This is a genomic window from Cryobacterium sp. MDB1-18-1, assembly GCF_004402735.1.
GTDB classification, from domain to species: domain Bacteria; phylum Actinomycetota; class Actinomycetes; order Actinomycetales; family Microbacteriaceae; genus Cryobacterium; species Cryobacterium glucosi.
The window spans coordinates 16,145-31,422 of record NZ_SOFR01000011.1 but is presented as its reverse complement, the minus strand read 5'-3'; the positions used below and the strand labels follow the sequence as shown (position 1 = coordinate 31,422).

15 protein-coding genes and 1 pseudogene are annotated in these 15,278 nt (G+C 68.2%); 7 read left to right on the top strand and 9 right to left on the bottom strand.

The annotated features are described in order from the left end of the window. Nucleotides 1-247 precede the first annotated feature (247 nt). Complete coding sequence (locus E3O50_RS02370; RefSeq protein WP_134559232.1) at nucleotides 248-553, bottom strand: hypothetical protein; 306 nt, start codon at nucleotides 551-553, stop codon at nucleotides 248-250. Nucleotides 554-760: 207 nt separating this feature from the next. On the opposite strand from E3O50_RS02370, the gene E3O50_RS02365 reads away from it, so the two are divergent. Further along, nucleotides 761-1,174, top strand: a complete 414-nt coding sequence (locus E3O50_RS02365) for a hypothetical protein (RefSeq protein WP_134559230.1) — start codon at nucleotides 761-763, stop codon at nucleotides 1,172-1,174. Between the two features lie 544 nt (nucleotides 1,175-1,718). On the opposite strand, the gene E3O50_RS02355 is transcribed toward E3O50_RS02365, so the two are convergent. Next, the gene (locus E3O50_RS02355) at nucleotides 1,719-2,771 is read right to left on the bottom strand and encodes a DMT family transporter (protein WP_134559226.1); all 1,053 of its coding nucleotides are present in this window, start codon (nucleotides 2,769-2,771) and stop codon (nucleotides 1,719-1,721) included. A gap of 72 nt (nucleotides 2,772-2,843) precedes the next feature. On the opposite strand from E3O50_RS02355, the gene E3O50_RS02350 reads away from it, so the two are divergent. From E3O50_RS02350 to E3O50_RS02340, 4 genes and pseudogenes are all read left to right on the top strand, one after another. After that, nucleotides 2,844-3,746, top strand: a complete 903-nt coding sequence (locus tag E3O50_RS02350) for a LysR family transcriptional regulator (RefSeq protein WP_134446279.1) — start codon at nucleotides 2,844-2,846, stop codon at nucleotides 3,744-3,746. Nucleotides 3,747-3,811: 65 nt separating this feature from the next. Then, nucleotides 3,812-3,958: pseudogene (locus tag E3O50_RS19550) on the top strand (sigma factor); the annotation flags it as partial. Between the two features lie 164 nt (nucleotides 3,959-4,122). Continuing rightward, nucleotides 4,123-4,653: a sigma factor-like helix-turn-helix DNA-binding protein gene (locus E3O50_RS19545; RefSeq protein ID WP_241975366.1), complete on the top strand. Its 531-nt coding sequence runs from the start codon at nucleotides 4,123-4,125 to the stop codon at nucleotides 4,651-4,653. A 105-nt stretch (nucleotides 4,654-4,758) separates the two neighbouring features. Next, complete coding sequence (locus E3O50_RS02340) at nucleotides 4,759-4,995, top strand: hypothetical protein (protein ID WP_134559224.1); 237 nt, start codon at nucleotides 4,759-4,761, stop codon at nucleotides 4,993-4,995. Nucleotides 4,996-5,134: 139 nt separating this feature from the next. Here E3O50_RS02340 and E3O50_RS02335 read toward each other — a convergent pair whose 3' ends face one another. Beyond that, entirely contained in the window at nucleotides 5,135-5,815 is a 681-nt protein-coding gene (locus E3O50_RS02335) for an NUDIX domain-containing protein (protein WP_134559222.1), read from the bottom strand. 143 nt (nucleotides 5,816-5,958) lie between these two features. Here E3O50_RS02335 and E3O50_RS02330 point away from each other — a divergent pair, with 143 nt between their 5' ends. Both E3O50_RS02330 and E3O50_RS02325 read left to right on the top strand, forming a co-directional pair. Then, nucleotides 5,959-6,945, top strand: a complete 987-nt coding sequence (locus E3O50_RS02330) for a DUF389 domain-containing protein (protein ID WP_134559220.1) — start codon at nucleotides 5,959-5,961, stop codon at nucleotides 6,943-6,945. Nucleotides 6,946-7,244: 299 nt separating this feature from the next. Further along, a complete protein-coding gene (locus E3O50_RS02325; protein ID WP_134559218.1) occupies nucleotides 7,245-7,829 on the top strand; it encodes an acyltransferase in 585 nt (194 codons plus the stop codon). A gap of 15 nt (nucleotides 7,830-7,844) precedes the next feature. On the opposite strand, the gene pip is transcribed toward E3O50_RS02325, so the two are convergent. The 6 genes from pip to E3O50_RS02295 form a co-directional block, all read right to left on the bottom strand. Next, nucleotides 7,845-8,801, bottom strand: a complete 957-nt coding sequence (gene pip, locus E3O50_RS02320) for a prolyl aminopeptidase (protein WP_134559216.1) — start codon at nucleotides 8,799-8,801, stop codon at nucleotides 7,845-7,847. An 18-nt stretch (nucleotides 8,802-8,819) separates the two neighbouring features. Continuing rightward, the gene (locus tag E3O50_RS02315) at nucleotides 8,820-9,548 is read right to left on the bottom strand and encodes a response regulator transcription factor (RefSeq protein ID WP_134559214.1); all 729 of its coding nucleotides are present in this window, start codon (nucleotides 9,546-9,548) and stop codon (nucleotides 8,820-8,822) included. Continuing rightward, nucleotides 9,545-10,894, bottom strand: a complete 1,350-nt coding sequence (locus E3O50_RS02310) for a histidine kinase (protein ID WP_134559212.1) — start codon at nucleotides 10,892-10,894, stop codon at nucleotides 9,545-9,547. Before E3O50_RS02310 ends, E3O50_RS02315 begins: the two co-directional genes overlap by 4 nt. Before the next feature lie 97 nt (nucleotides 10,895-10,991). Beyond that, on the bottom strand, nucleotides 10,992-11,870 hold the full coding sequence (locus E3O50_RS02305) for an ABC transporter permease subunit (RefSeq protein WP_134559210.1): 879 nt from the start codon (nucleotides 11,868-11,870) through the stop codon (nucleotides 10,992-10,994). Continuing rightward, nucleotides 11,867-12,886, bottom strand: coding sequence for an ATP-binding cassette domain-containing protein (locus E3O50_RS02300; protein ID WP_134559208.1), 1,020 nt, complete (start codon nucleotides 12,884-12,886; stop codon nucleotides 11,867-11,869). Before E3O50_RS02300 ends, E3O50_RS02305 begins: the two co-directional genes overlap by 4 nt. 173 nt (nucleotides 12,887-13,059) lie before the next feature. Beyond that, complete coding sequence (locus E3O50_RS02295) at nucleotides 13,060-15,150, bottom strand: acyl-CoA dehydrogenase (protein WP_134446381.1); 2,091 nt, start codon at nucleotides 15,148-15,150, stop codon at nucleotides 13,060-13,062. Nucleotides 15,151-15,278 lie beyond the last annotated feature (128 nt).

Here is a 15,278-nt window from a genome sequence, read left to right as displayed (position 1 = left end):
AGAGGGGTGCCTACCGCAAGAACACTCATTCCACCAAGGCCGCCGTTGGAAGCACGAATGACGCGGTACACCAACAACACGGCGCACGCACTCACGCCGCAGACTCCCAACCAGAAGCTCGGTCGCTGTCGTCGCCGCGTCAATTCCGGCTCATTTGAGTGCGTCGCGAACGACTCATCCTCAACATGGCGCCTCTTTCCCCGGGCTGAACGAGTTGAGCCTAGCGGCACCCGAGTGTCGCAAAGACTCAGAGTCCACCCATGAGGCTGCAGGTGTAGACGCCGTCGCTTGTCTTTACCCGGATGGTCGTTGTCGCCTCGGCGCTCGAAGAGTAGATCTCACCGCCGCCGGCGGTGAGCCCACGCAAGCTGAGCCCGTCGACCGTTTCGCCCCACAACGTCTGCTCAGGCATGCAGTCGAAGTGGCGTCCGGCGAATGAGACCTTCGAGGGGACGGCGTGGGGCCAGAAGTCCCAGTCGCCTGTCGCGTCATGCACGGACCAGCGTTGGATTCCGGCGCCAATGACGGCGAGCATTGCCAGTGCGAGAATCACATTCCCCCACTCGGCTCTCCGAACGCTCATACGATGCACTCCCCCGTGTACTTGAGCCTCGATGGGCGGCGGACGGACACACTCCGCGCATCAGATCGCCCCGGTCACTCCTCCGGTTCCACAGAGCATTCGGCCGGGCCTTTGGCTTGAGACTATTCTGCCCACCTGCAAGGCCCGATCGGCGCCCGAGAGTGCGACACTACGGATATGTGCGCAACGGATAGGGTCATCGTCTCGACTCTCGACGGGCAACTATTCGTCGAGGTCTGGCTCGTCGAGGACGATGAATTCAATCGCGCCAAGGAATTCTTCGAGGCAGCACTGCGTGACGGACGGTTCGAAGATCAGGCGGCAAGTCTGCGAATGTCAGACTGGTCGGTCCAGGCCACCAATACAGGCGGAGCCAAGCTGTCTATCATGCGTAAGACATCGGGCGGCACGGGCACGGACGCCGAGATGGAATGGACCCTATGGCCTCTCTCGGGGCCACTCGTTGACCTCACAATCCGCAACCGAGGCGAAGTCGTGTGGTCGGTTCTGGCATGCGCACCAGCAGTGAACGAGCACAAGCAGCCACTATCGGCCGGGTCTTTGGAAAGCCTTCGACCGATGCCTGACTGACTCACCCGGGCCCAGCGGTACTCAATAACAGTTCAAGCGCTCAGGCCGGCGGGAAGGCCGACGCGAGCGCTCGGTGGATCTGCCGCAACATCGGCTCGTCGAGAGGCCCCGTCACCGGATGGCAGGGCGGGCCGTCGCTAGGCTCGATTCATGAGTATCCGGCTTCGAGGGGCGAGCGCCCGCCAGTCCCCCGCGTTCCGCACCGGTAGTGCTGCTGACACCGCGGAGTGCGTCGCGCTGTGGGTCCGGGCCTGCGCCACGCGCGATGGGGCGGCCGTCGCAGGAGTGGCCGAACGGGCTCGACCGAAGTTCGACCACGCCGAGAGTTGGATCGTGGCTGAGGAAACCGGTGCCGGAATCCGGGGCTTCGTTCTCGCAACAACGCCGAAGAGAGGGCTACCGACCGATCCACCCGACGCTGCGGTGGTGAGCCTGCTCGCCGTTGCACCAGACGCGCAGGGACGTGGGCTCGGGAGAGCGCTTCTGGTCAGTGTTGCCGAGGAACTCAAGCACCACGGTCACAAGCACGCTGTCCTGCCCGTCCTCACGGACAACCACCCTGCTGTCGATCTCTATCGGCATGAGGGATGGCGGCCGTTGGGAGAGCCGTTCCAACACTCACTTCTGAAGAGGCCTGCGCAAACCTATGCGCTCGACCTGGATTCACGCGCGAAGGGCTGATCCGTTGACGCGAGAACGATGAGGCCAGGCGGTGCCGTTGCTCGACGGACCGGCCCCAGGCGGTTCCGGCGAGGATGAGGGCGATACCGACGTATCCGGCGACGGCCACCGGGTCATGGGCGACGGCGATTCCGACAAGTGCAGCCCAGACCGGCTCAGTTCCGAGGAGGAGGCTCACTCTGGAGGGCGAGGTGCGTCGGACGGCCCAGGTTTGGATCAGGAACGCGAAGACGGTGCACGCGACGACGAGGTAGAGGAACAGGACCGTACGTCCGGGGTCGAGACGAGCCAGAAAGTGCGGGATCGAGTCGCCGTAGAACAGTGACGCCGCCGAGAAGATCATCGCGCAGGTCGAGAGTTGCACCGTGGTGAGGTGGAGCGAGTTCATCGGAGTGTTGCCCGTGAGCCTGGACATCGACGTGACGTGGATGGCACGGATGATGGCCGCGGCGAGCATGAGCAGGTCGCCGAGGCTCGGCGCCTGGAAGACACCGCCGCTGGCGAGCAGGGCGACTCCACCGATGGCGATCAGCGCGGCCAGGAAGAACCTGCCGGGCAGCCGGCGACCCGAGACGGCGGAATCCAGAATCGGCGTGAATACGATCGTCAGGCTGATGATGACTCCGGCATTCGTGGCCGATGTGTGGGCGATCCCGAAGGTTTCGAAGGCGAACACGGCAGCCAGCACAATCCCGAGCAGTATCCCGGATCGCAATTCCGCTTGCGTGATCCGGTGCCGCCGTGCGGCGACGAGGGCCGCCATGATGACCGCAGCGAGCAGCATCCGTGTTGCGAGCAGGGCGACGACGGATTGGGGCGTGACCAGTTCTTTGGCGACGAGGTACGTGGATCCCCACGCGGCGGCCACCAGGAGCAGGAGCAGGTCGACGCGGAATCGACTGAGGAGGGCGGGCATTCCTCCATCGTCCGGCCTGACTTCACGTAATACAAGAGAGCACTTTAGTGTCGAATGCATTAGTTTCAACTTATGGAACTCGGTCAGCTTCGCGCGTTGCGAGAGCTGGGTGACCGGGGCAGCATTGCTGCCGTCGCGGCGGCGATGCACGTCACGCCGTCGTCGGTGTCCCAGCAGATCAGTGCCCTGCAACGTCAGTCGCCCGCTCCCTTGACCTTCAGGGACGGCAGAAGGACGGCACTCACGGATGCCGGGCGCGCCCTCGCGCTGGCGGCGATCGACGTCGAGGTGGCACTCGAACGCGCCGCGCAGGCGGTGGCGCGTTTCCAGGGCGATCACCTGGGCACCGTTTCCGTGACCGCCTTCCATAGCGTGGGCCTGGCCGTCTTCGGATCGTTGATCGCGGCCTGCCGGAGGCCCGACCTGCCCGGCGTTCGGCTGAGCGATTTTGATGTGGCCCAGGAGGACTTCCCCCTTCTCACCATCGATCATGATCTTGTGCTCGCCCATCGGCTGGTCGGCAGCCCCGCATGGCCGGGGTCGGTTCGGGTGGAACCCCTCCTGTACGAGCCCCTGGATATCGCGGTCCGACACGATCACCGACTCGCAGCGAAAGCCGCAATCGAGCCGGCGGATCTTCGCGACGAGGAATGGGTCGCGGTGCACGAAGGCTTTCCGCTCACGCAGGCTCTCGCCCTGATCGCGGGAATCGGAGGGAACGAGGCGCGGATCCTGCACCGGATCAACGAATTCTCGGTAGCCGCGTCCATCGTCGACGCGAGCGGATGCGTCGCCCTGATGCCTCGTTACACAACCGACCTGCGCGACCACCCGGGGTTGGTCCTTCGTCCGCTGGCCTACCCCGGACTCGGACGGCACATCGATTGCCTTGCCCGGCCGGAGACCCTCGAGCGCGCCAACGCGCAGGCGGTACTGGCGCAGATCAAGGCGATAACCGAGACTCTCACCCAGTGATCTTTCCGTTTCACGGCCCGACGCCCACAGGTCAGCCATAACATGAGACCTCCACTGAAAGCGTGATGATCATGGACGAGACAGCAGTTTTCGAGCGAGAGCGTCCCCGGCTGTTGCGTATTGCCGGACGCATCCTGCGCGATGGCGCGGAAGCCGAAGACATCGTCCAGCAGGCCTGGCTGCGGCTTCACGCCACAGAGGCCGTGATCGACAATCTGCCGGCCTGGCTGACCACGGTCACGACACGGCTGTGCCTGGACAGACTGCGCGTCGAGAAACCCATTCTCGTTGACGACCTCGAGTCCCCGTCGCGAACCGCCGATCCAGCGATGAGCTCGCCCTCGCCGACACGGTCGGGATCGCCCTCCAGGTGGTGTTGGACCGCCTCACGCCTACGGAGCGTGTCGCGTTCGTCCTTCACGACAGCTTCAGCATTGACTTTCCCACGATCGCCGCAATCCTCGGGAGCACTCCAGCCGCTGCACGCAAGCTCGCTTCGAGGGCGCGAAGCAAGATCCGCCCGCAGGGCCAGGAGCACGGCCGCGCCGACTGGAAAGTCGTGGACGCATTCCTCGCCGCCTCGCGGCAAGGCGATTTCGAGCAACTCCTCAAGCTGCTGGCACCGAACGTAGTGGTCGTCGGCGATGACGCGGCCATAGCGGCGGGGACCCCGTCGCGGATCGAAGGGCGGACAGCGGTGGCAACGATGTTCAACGGCGCAGCCAAGGCCGCTCTCCCCGTCTTTGTTGACGGGCGCGCCGGGGCCGCATGGTTTCATCGCGGTTCCCCCCGTGTTGCGTTTGACTTCACGGTCCTCGACGGCGTCGTGTCTCGAATCGACTTCCGCGCAGACCCGGAGGTCCTGGAACACATCATCCGGCGTGAAGCGGGAGCGAGCCGAGATTGACCTGCGACCGTCCACCACGGCAGCGGTCACACTTGGAGCCGATCGATCGTCATATAGATAGCGGGCCTCAAACGGGGACCGCCTTTACAGTGAGGACCCGAATCGATGAAGACCATGACCTGCCGCCAGCTGGGTGGACCGTGCGATCAACCGCTGCACGGCGAGACCGCCGATGACGTCATCAAGGCCCAGAACCGCCATCTCAAGGACGCGGTCAAAGCCGGAGACGCCACTCATGAGCAAGCCCACAATGAGATGAAAGCTCGTTGGAGGCATCCGAAGCAGTCGATGGATTGGTACACCTCAGCGAAGAAGGAGTTTGCCGAAATCCCAGGGGCGTGACCGTTGGATAGCGTTCGAACCTGACTCCAGAACGCGGACGACGGACTGCTGGAACAAACGCCCGCGGATGATGAACGGACGACGCTCGGCGGCATGCGCCCCTGCTGCAACCGGCATCCGCCCAGAGTCGCCGAGCGAGTCAGAGAAGGCCGGCCAGGGCGGCCCACTGCAGGAGGAGCACGGTCTTGCCGTCGACGATGCGGCCGTCGGCGACCATGGCCAGGGCTTTACCGGAGGGGATCTCGAGGACTTCGATCTCCTCGCCCTCCTCGGGGAGGCCGCCTCCTGCCGACACCCGGTCGGAAGGGCCGTAGGCGGCGACGTAGAAGTGCACGCGCTCGGTGACCGAACCCGGGCTCATGTAGAGATCGAACACGTGCCGCAGCTCCCCGACCGTCACGCCGAGCTCCTCGCTCGTCTCCCTCCGGATCGCGACCTCGGGCGAGTCCTCGTCGAGAAGGCCGGCCGCGGTTTCGATGAGCATGCCGTCGGGGTGATCGTTGACGTAGGCGGGATACCGGAACTGGCGCGTCAGCAGGACCGTCCTGCGATCCGGGTCGTAGAGCAGGATCGTGGCACCGTTGCCGCGATCGTAGGTTTCGCGCTGCTGGCTGGTCTGCTTCCCGTTGCGTCCGCGGTACCGGAAGGTGGTGCGGCGCAGAACGTGCCAGCCGTCGGAGGTCACCTCCACGCGGTCCACGGTGACGTCAGGGTTCCCGTGCAGGTCGGCTCCGACCCGATCCAGGCCGGTTCTGCCCCGGCCGTCCGGGGTGTCCTCGCCGGGCCGGCCGGGCAGGGGAAGGGTCGGAAGAGAAGTCATGACTACAAACGTACGGTGATGCGCCCAGGCGGCACCATCGAGCGAAGTGCCCCTGCCGCTGACCCGGGATTCTCCCTAGGATCACTGCATGCCCCCACCGACGTCCCGCATGCCAGGCCTCGCGACAGCGGGAGGGCGGCACCGTGCTGGATGAGGCCCGCTTCAACACCGTCGCGAACATGCGCGCGTCGGTGTTCTTCGACGGCCCGGACGTGCGCAGCCGCTACAGCCGCTTCTGGATGCTGCTCGTTCTGTCCGCGGTCATTGCCTCGGCCGGGATCGTCGGCGACTCCACGGCGACCGTGATCGGGGCGATGATCGTCGCCCCACTGATGACGCCGATCATGGGCACCATGCTCGCGACGGTGATCGGAGACCGGGCGAACCTGCTCCGATCGCTGCTCCTGGTCGTCACAGGCGCCGCGACGGCGGTCGCGATCGGGTACATGGTCGGCTTCCTCGTCGTCAACGACGTGCTCGCGGAGACGAACGCACAGGTCTCCGCCCGGGTCACGCCCGGCCTCATCGACCTGCTCGCGGCGCTCGGCACCGGCCTTGTCGGGTCGGTCGCACTCGTGCGCAAGGACATCTCGGACACCCTGCCCGGCGTTGCGATCGCGATCTCGCTCGTCCCGCCGCTCACCGTTGCGGGCCTCGCCCTCGAGTCCGGCTCCGTCGCCCAGTCGCTCGGCGCCCTGCTGCTCTTCGTGACCAATGTCGTGGCCATCATCGGGACGGGCGTTGTCGTGATGTCGGTCTACGGGGTGACCCGGCTCGCGCGCGACCCCCTGGCGGGTGAACCGCACCGGGGAATGGGCCGCACCATCGCCCTGCTCACCGTCATGTTCCTCGTGATCGGCGTGCCGCTCGCGATCACCAGCATCGGCATCAGTGCGCGCGCCATCGTCGAGCAGGGCGTCCATCGGGTCGCGGAGACCTGGGCGCAGTCGGTCGGCTGGGAGGTCGACACCGTGAGCACACGGGACGCCGACGTCTACATCCGCCTCGAAGGCCCGCTCCCGGTGCCCGACACGGCGACCCTCAAGGCGCTGCTGGATGCCGCGGGCGTCGACACGAGGAAGGTCACGGTCAACCTCGTCCCCATTTACTCGGTGAAGCTCGCAAATTAACGGATGTCCCCCCGAGGGGTACTAGCGTGTCGCGGCAGTTGCGGGGTACGTTCCGTTCGTGACCGCCGGGAACGGCGGCCACGACGCATCCGTTCCTCGTACCGTCCGCTTCCTCCTGTACACCCGAGCACAGGGACTGCCGTGAATACGACCTCATCGCATCGACTACCCCGTCGACCCCGATCCACCGCCTCACACGCGGCCATGCGCCCGCGCGGCACGACCAGCGCACGCGATTCGCGTCGCGGCACACCGGGCGCCACCGCTCCGGGCGCCACCGCAGTGACGACGGGCCCGCGATGAACGTCACCGATCCCGCTGAAGTCGACCCGAGCGCGGTCATCGGCGCGGGCGCACTCATCGCCGACCTGGTGCGGGTGCGCGAGTACGCCCGGATCGGACCGGGCAGCATTCTCGGCCGCGGCGCGTACGTCGGACCCGGCGTTGTGGTGGGCCGCAACTGCATCGTGCAGGAATACGCGGTCGTCTACGAACCCGCGCTGCTCGAGGACGGGGTCTTCGTCGGGGCGGCGGCCGTGTTCACGAACGACCCGCACCCCCGTGCGATCAATGCCGACGGCTCGGCCAGGCCGGTCAGTGAGCGGTCGACGCTGGGCGTCACCGTGCGGACAGGGGCCTCTGTCGGGGCACACGCTGTATGCCTCGCCCCGCTGACGATCGGGCGCTGGGCGATGGTGGCCGCCGGCGCGATCGTGACCGCGAATGTGCCCGACTTCGCGCTCATGGTCGGGGTCCCCGCCGAGCGGGTGGGCTGGGTCGGCCGTAGCGGCGCGACCCTCGAGCACGTCGGCGACGGCGTATGGGTTTGCCCCGTCACCGGTGAGCGCTACCGGCAGCACGACGGGCAGCTCACGCTCGAGTGAGCCGCCCCGCGCGGTTCAGGCGGCGAAGCGGTCGGTCGCCTCGATGATCGCGTCGAGGTTGCCGGGTTCCTCGAAGGAGTGCCCGGCGTCTGGAATCATGCGGAAGTCGGCCTCCGGCCAGTTCTTGTGCAGTTCCCAGGCGGTGAACGCCGGAGTGCACATGTCGTAGCGGCCCTGCACGATGACGCCGGGGATCTCGCTCAGCCGGCCGGCGTCACGGATCAGCTGCCCGGGCTCGAACCAGCCGAGGTTGCGGAAGTAGTGGTTCTCGATGCGCGCGAACGCGACCGCGAAGTCGGGCTCGGTGAACCGGGCGATCGTCGCGGGCTGCTGCAGCAGCGTGATCGTCGACGATTCCCACGTCGACCAGGCAACGCCGGCGCGCTCCCGCACGTAGCGGTCGGGGTCGTGCAGCAGGCGGCCGTAGGCCTCGATGAGCTTGCCGCGCTCGTCGACGGGGACCGGCGCGAGGAAACCCTCCCACAGGTCGGGGTAGATCGCCGCGGCACCGCCCTCGTAGAACCAGTCGAGCTCGACGGGCCGCAGGGTGAAGATGCCGCGCAGGATGAGCTCGGTCACCCGCTCCGGGTGGGTTTCGGCGTAGGCGAGGCCGAGGGAACTGCCCCAGGATCCACCGCAGACCTGCCAGCGGTCGATGCCGAGGTGCTCGCGCAGTCGTTCGATGTCGGCGACCAGGTGCCACGTCGTGTTCGCGCTGAGGTCGGCATCCGCTGTGCTCGCGTGCGGGGTGCTCTTGCCGCAGCCGCGCTGGTCGAAGAGGATGATGCGGTACTTCTCCGGGTCGAACACGCGGCGCTGCTGGGGGCTCGATCCGCCGCCGGGACCGCCGTGCAGGTAGACCGCCGGCTTGCCGTCCGGGTTGCCGGATGCCTCCCAGTAGATGGACTGGCCGTCACCGACCTCGAGCATCCCGGTTTCGTAGGGTTCCAGGTCGGGGTAGAAGGTGCGCATCTCCCGAGCCTACGGCGTTCAGGGACGGGTCAGGCCCTGCTCGTAGGCGAGGATGACGATGTGCACCCGGTCGCGGAGGCCGAGTTTCTGCAGAATCCGGCCGACGTGGGTCTTCACCGTGGACTCGGAGAGGAAGAACCGCTCGGCGAGCTCGGTGTTGGAGAGGCCCTCGGCGATGGCGAAGAAGACCTCTCGTTCCCGGTCGGTCAGCACGTCGATGCGCGCGGCATCCGCTTCGGGGTCCTCGCCGGTCTCGGAGCCGCCCGTCCCCTCGGCGGGGAGCCTGGACCCGAACAACTCGAGCATCCGGCGCGTGACCCGGGGCGACACGGATGCCTCCCCCGAGGCGACCGCCCGGATCGCGGCGGTCAGTTCGCTCGGTTGGGCGTCTTTGAGCAGGAAGCCGCGGGCGCCGGCCTTGAGACCGCCGAACGCATACTCGTCGAGGTCGAACGTCGTGAGGATGATGATCCGGATCCCGGGGTGCGCCGCGGTGATCAGCCGGGTAGCCTCGATCCCGTCGACGCCGGGCATCCGCACGTCCATCAGGATGACGTCGGGCAGCATGCTCGCGGCGAGCCGCACGGCCGCGGCGCCGTCGCCGGCCTCGGCGACGACGGTGAAGTCATCCTCGGCCTCGAGCACCATCCGGAACCCCATCCGGAGCAGGGCCTGGTCGTCGACGAGCATGATCCGGGTCGGAGCCAGCGTGTGGTCGTGGGGAGCCGGGTCGTGGAGACCGGTCATGCGGAGGCCTGCCCCTCGTCGAGACTCATCGTCGCGCGCACCCGCCAGCCGCCGCCGCGGATCGGGCCGGCCTCGAGGGTACCGCCGTAGAGCGCGACCCGCTCGCCGAGGCCGATGATGCCGCGCCGGCCGCCCACGCTCGGCTGGGGGGCCCGCGCGTGGCCGTCGTCGTCGATGACGACCTCGACCCGGTCGGGCGACGAGGAGAGCCGCACCGAGACGATGCTCGGTTGCGACGCGTAGCGCAGGGCATTGGTCAGGGATTCCTGCACGACCCGGTAGATCGTGAGCTGCACGCCGGGGCTGCCGGGCACGCGCCCGCTCAGCTCGAGCCGGGCCGGGAGCCCCGCGGAACGGAAGGAGTCCACGAGGTCGACGAGCTGGTCGGCGCCGGGCTGCGGGGCGAGCGGGGCGGTGGTCGCGGTGGTCGTTGCCGTGGCCGTCGTGGTGCCGGCCCCTGGCCCTGGTGCGGCCTGCCCGGGGGCGGATGCCGCGGCATCCGCCGTCTCGTCGTCGTCGCCGAGCACGCCGAGGAGCCTGCGCATCTCGGCCATCGAGCCGCGGCCGGTGGAGGCGACCTCACGCATCGCGGCGCGGGAGCGTTCGGGGTCGCGGACCGCGAGGGCGTCCGCGCCGTCGGCGAGCGCGACCATGACCGAGAGGCTGTGGGCGACGATGTCGTGCAGTTCGCGGGCGATCCGGGCGCGTTCGGAGCTGCGGGCGAGCTGGGCCTGCCGGTCGCGGTCGTGGGCGAGCTGGGCGGCGAGGCTGACGAGGGAGGCGACGTAGCGCATCCGGTCGCCCACGCTCACGCCGATCACGGTCGCCACGATGAGCAGGACCGCGTCCTGCGAGGCGACGCTCACCCAGGAGATGAAGGGGTTGCCCGAGCCGAAATAGGCACCGAGGGTGGAGATGCCGACCGCGGCCGCGAGGCCGATCCAGGCGCTGCGCACGTTGCGGTACACGGCGACCGCATAGAGGGCGATCATCACGGGCAGGGTGTCGCCCTGGCCGTGGTTCGGGAACGACGGGAGCAGCGCCGTGCAGGAGATGGCGAGGGCGAGCAGCGGGGCGTGCCTGCGGAAGAGCAACGCTCCGGCAATCAGTGCGGTGAGGAGCAGCGCCGAGACGATGGCGACCGGGGCGGGTCCGCCGCCCGGGCGGGTCGCGTCGACCAGGAGCACGATCGCGGTCGGGACGAGGTAGACGGCCGCGACGAGGGAATCGACGAACCAGGGGTGCCGCGCCCAGAACCGGCGGGTGACCCCCGGAGGCGTCGGTAAACGCAGGCCAGCCCCGTCCGCGAGGGGGGTCGCGGCGGGGCTGGGACTGGTGGAGGTCATGCTTGGGACTCTACTTGCTGCGAACTGGGCGGATGCCGGTCACCGGTCGGTGCCGGCAGCCGGCCCTGCCTGCTCGGTCCTGTTCATTGCCGCCCGGTTACGCGTCGCGGCGCTTCAGCAGCACCGCGGCGGTGCCGAGGCTCACGACAACCCAGACGAGGACGATGATCAGGTCGACCGACCAGTCGAGTGGCACCTTGGCGAACTGCATGAGGCCGAACATGCTGATACCCGCTGACGAGATCAGGTACGGGAGCACGTCGCTCGCCCACGTGGCCGGGATCATCTGGAGTACGACCGGGAGGAGCAGGATCACGCCGAGCGCGACGGCAATGCTGCCGGCCCCGCTCCGCACGATCGTGCCGATGCCGAGTGCGAAGACCGCGACGAGGGCCAGGTACAGCGAACCGCCGAGCACGGGGAGGATGACCTCCGGGGCGAAGAGGCTCGCGTGCAGGCCCTGGCCGGAGACGATCGAGACCGTGACGACGTAAGCCGCGATGTTACTGACGAGGCCGGCGACGAAGGTCGCGACGAACAGCACGAGGGCCTTGGCCCACAGGGCCGGCAGGCGCTTCGGCACCGCGGTCAGGGTCGAGCGGATCATGCCCGTCGTGAACTCGCCGGTGACGGCGAGCGCGCCGAGTACGGCGACGATGAGCTGGCCGAAGAACACGCCGAAGGTCGAGGCCTGCGCCACGAACCGGGCCTGGTCGGTGCCCGGAACCGTCGTGATGTCGGTCCCGGTGAGGTCGAGCGCGAGCGACATGATCGCGGCGAGCCCCATCGACACGACGAGGAGCACCGCGAAGCACCAGATCGTCGAGCGAACGGTGCTGAGCTTGATCCACTCCGAGCGGATGATGCCGAGCGCGCTGAGGTGCGGACCGGCCGGTGTCGTCGCGGGCACGAATTCCGTGCCGATGTCGGCGAGGGCTTCCGGGGTACCGGCAACCAGGATCGTGGGGGTGCTCATCGTGCTGCCTCCTGCAGTTCGGTCTCGCGCGGGTCCGGATCGTCGTTCGCGGCGGCATCCGTTGCGGCGTCTGTCGTGTCGGAATCGTCGTCGTCGAATTCCTCGTCGCCGGTGCCGCCGGTGCGGTACTCGACCTCGTTCCGGGTGAGGGACATGTACGCGTCCTCGAGGGAGGCGCTGACGCTCGTGAGTTCGTGCAGCACGATGCCGGCGGCTGCGGCCTGGTCGCCGATCTCGGCGGCCGTGATCCCGGTGATCTGGAGCACGTCCTGTTCGAGGTTCACGACGGTGACCTCGGCCTGCGCGAGCAGGGTGGCGAGTCGGGTCGCGTGCGGGCTGCGCACGCGGACGGTCGCTCCGCCGGCCTGGCCGATGATCTCGGCGACGGGGGCGTCGGCGATGACCCGGCCTCGGCCGAGCATGATGATGTGGTCGGCGGTGAGCGCCATCTCACTCATCAGGTGTGAGGAGAGCAGCACGGTGCGGCCTTCGCCGGCGAGGTGCCGCATCAGCTTGCGCACCCACTGCACGCCCTCGGGGTCGAGCCCGTTGACGGGTTCGTCGAGGATCAGGATGCCCGGGTCTCCGAGGAGGGCCGCGGCGATGCCGAGGCGCTGTCCCATGCCGAGGGAGTAGCCTCCGACGCGCTTGCGGGCGACGGAGGTGAGTCCGGTGAGCTCGATCACGTCGTCGACGCGGCTCTTCGGGATGTTGTGGGTCGCGGCCATCGCGAGCAGGTGGTTGCGCGCCGAGCGGCCCGTGTGGATCGCCTTCGCGTCGAGCAGCACCCCGACCTCGCGGAGCGGGGCACGGAGGTCCTGGTAGCGCTGGCCGTTGACGAGGACCGAGCCGGAGTCCGGCCGGTCGAGGCCGACGATCATCCGCATCGTCGTGGTCTTGCCTGCGCCGTTCGGGCCCAGCAGGCCGGTCACGGTTCCGGGCTGGATGGTGAAGTCGATCGCGTCGACCGCGACCTTGCTTCCGTAGCGTTTGGTCAGGGACTGTGCCTGAATCATCCGTCTCCTCATTCGCATCGTTGGCGGGGCCAGGCGTCGGTGGACGTCGGCCCCGCATTCACGATACGCAGGGCGCCTCACGGGGCACATCGGTCGAACGGATGCTTACCGGCCGCGGCGCGTAGTACCCCGGTACGACGGATGCCCGCCCTCGCGCCGGTTTGCGCAGGCCGCTACTTCTTGCGCGGCGCCTTCTCGTCTGCCGGGGCGTTGCCGGAGGCGCGCAGCGCGGTGTAGTAGTCGCGGGCCTCGTCCTGGCGTTCCTGCTCCGCTCCGGAGGCGATCTTCGCGCGCAGGTGCTCGGGGCTGTACCCGAAGGAGTCCACGAGGTCCTGGGCGAAGGGGCGCAGGCGGGCGATGATCCGGTCGATGTACGCCGTGACCGACTGGGCGCGCTGGGCGGACAGGCGTCCGTTGATCAGGTACCAGGCGAGGTGCTTCTCGACGAGTCCGAGCCCGAACAGGTCGCGCAGCCAGGTCAGGACCTGCTTGTTGCCGGCATCCGTCGTGTGCTCGACGGCCCGGGTGAATGCCTCCCACTGGAGGAGCTCGCCGTGCGCGCGGGCCGCCTCGATGAGTTCGTCCTGGTGCGCGTTGAACACGTCGGCGGACTGCTGCGGAGAGAGCTTGCTCGCCGGGCGGAGCTTGCCGGCGATGTCGCGGATCATGGTCTCGACCCGGTCGGTGAGCAGCTCCCGCTGCACGTTCGTCTCCCGGAGCTGGCCGACAGAGCGCGCTGTCGAACCGAAGTCGGCGACGGCCTGGCCGAGAGTGCGGAGGCCGGTGTTGTGCAGGGCACGGTCGGTGGCCTGCTGCACGACATAGCGGGCGAGGACCCCGCTGCCGGCGTCGGCGAACTTGCGGCTGAAGTCGGTGAGGAGCCGCTTGGCGACGAGCTGGAGCAGGACGGTGTTGTCGCCCTCGAACGTCGCGTAGACGTCGAGGTCGGCGCGGAGGCCGACGAGGCGGTTCTCGGCGAGGAAGCCGGCGCCGCCGCAGGCCTCCCTGGCCTCCTGGATGGTGTCCAGTGCTGCCCAGGTCGACAGCGGCTTGAGGGCTGCGGCGAGGGTTTCCAGGTCCTGGCGGTCGGCATCCGTGTCTGCGATGCCGCTGAAGACCTTGTCGAACGCGACCAGGAACTCGTCGTGGGCGAAGGTCTGCGCGTACGTCGTCGCGATGCGCGGCAGCAGCCGGCGCTGGTGGCGCTGGTAGTCGAGGATGACCTGTTCGGCCTCGCCGCCGGCCGTGAACTGGCGGCGCTGGCTGCCGTAGGTGACGGCGATGGTGAGGGCCATGGCGGATGCCTGGGTCGCGGCCCCGTCGAGGGACACCCGGCCCTGCACAAGGGTTCCGAGCATCGTGAAGAACCGGCGGCCGGGGCTGGAAATGGCGCTCGAGTACGTGCCGTCTTCGGCGACATCGCCGTAGCGGTTGAGCAGGTTCTCGCGGGGGATGCGGACGTTGTCGAAGGCGAGCCGACCGTTGTCGATGCCGTTGAGGCCGCCCTTGAGGCCGTCGTCCTCGCCGCTGACGCCGGGCAGGAACGCACCGGTCTCGTCGCGGAGGGGCATCCAGAAGGCGTGCACGCCGTGGTTCACGCCGCCCGTGATGAGCTGGGCGAAGAGCACGGCCGCGATGCCGTCGTTCGCGGCGTTGCCGAGGTAGTCCTTCCAGGCCGCGCGGAACGGGGTGTGCACGACGAATTCCTGGGTCTCGGCGTCGTAGGTCGCCGTGGTGGCGATGCTCGCGACGTCGGAGCCGTGGCCGGTTTCGGTCATCGCGAAGACGCCGGGGGTGGCGAGGCTCATGATGCCGGGCAGGTAGGCGTCGTGGTGCTTGCGGGTGCCGAGGTGCATCACGGCGGAGCCGAAGAGGCCCCACTGCACGCCGGCCTTGATCTGCAGGCTCGGGTCGGCGGTGACGAGCTCTTCGAACCCGGCGATGTTGCCGCCGTGGTTGTCTTCGCCGCCGAGGTGCACCGGGAAGGCACGGTGCACGTGGCCTTCGACGGCGAGCAGTCTCAACTGCTCGAGCACGCGCAGCCGGTGCTCGGCCATCGACAGGCCGGGGACGCCCTGGAGCTCGGGGCGTGCGGTGAGCTTGCGGGCCTCGATCCGGATCTCCGGCCAGCTGCCGAGCAGCTGGCGGCTGAGCGCCGGGACGTTGATCGTGGGGATGGGGGTGAAGGTGCCGGTGGGCTTGGGGGCGGCCGGGGAGGGCGTCGCCGGTGCGGAGGGTGCGGAGCGCTGGGCAGTGTCAACCATCATTGGTCCTTTGTTCTCGCTCGAACTCGAAGTTTCCTGCATGGAAGCTTCCTGCGCGGAAGATCGTGTAGGCAGAATTTTTCTAAACACTAGGGCGGCTCGGCGACGGCCGGAAATAGTGCATGACG

Bases quoted from the DNA above. Each gene is read 5' to 3' on its own strand.
- E3O50_RS02365 (WP_134559230.1), top strand. From the start codon at position 761: ATGTGCGCAACGGATAGGGTCATCGTCTCGACTCTCGACGGGCAACTA.
- E3O50_RS02355 (WP_134559226.1), bottom strand. From the start codon at position 2,771: ATGCCCGCCCTCCTCAGTCGATTCCGCGTCGACCTGCTCCTGCTCCTG.
- E3O50_RS02350 (WP_134446279.1), top strand. From the start codon at position 2,844: ATGGAACTCGGTCAGCTTCGCGCGTTGCGAGAGCTGGGTGACCGGGGC.
- E3O50_RS02340 (WP_134559224.1), top strand. From the start codon at position 4,759: ATGAAGACCATGACCTGCCGCCAGCTGGGTGGACCGTGCGATCAACCG.
- E3O50_RS02335 (WP_134559222.1), bottom strand. From the start codon at position 5,815: ATGACTTCTCTTCCGACCCTTCCCCTGCCCGGCCGGCCCGGCGAGGAC.
- E3O50_RS02325 (WP_134559218.1), top strand. From the start codon at position 7,245: ATGAACGTCACCGATCCCGCTGAAGTCGACCCGAGCGCGGTCATCGGC.
- pip (WP_134559216.1), bottom strand. From the start codon at position 8,801: ATGCGCACCTTCTACCCCGACCTGGAACCCTACGAAACCGGGATGCTC.
- E3O50_RS02315 (WP_134559214.1), bottom strand. From the start codon at position 9,548: ATGACCGGTCTCCACGACCCGGCTCCCCACGACCACACGCTGGCTCCG.
- E3O50_RS02310 (WP_134559212.1), bottom strand. From the start codon at position 10,894: ATGACCTCCACCAGTCCCAGCCCCGCCGCGACCCCCCTCGCGGACGGG.
- E3O50_RS02305 (WP_134559210.1), bottom strand. From the start codon at position 11,870: ATGAGCACCCCCACGATCCTGGTTGCCGGTACCCCGGAAGCCCTCGCC.
- E3O50_RS02300 (WP_134559208.1), bottom strand. From the start codon at position 12,886: ATGATTCAGGCACAGTCCCTGACCAAACGCTACGGAAGCAAGGTCGCG.
- E3O50_RS02295 (WP_134446381.1), bottom strand. From the start codon at position 15,150: ATGGTTGACACTGCCCAGCGCTCCGCACCCTCCGCACCGGCGACGCCC.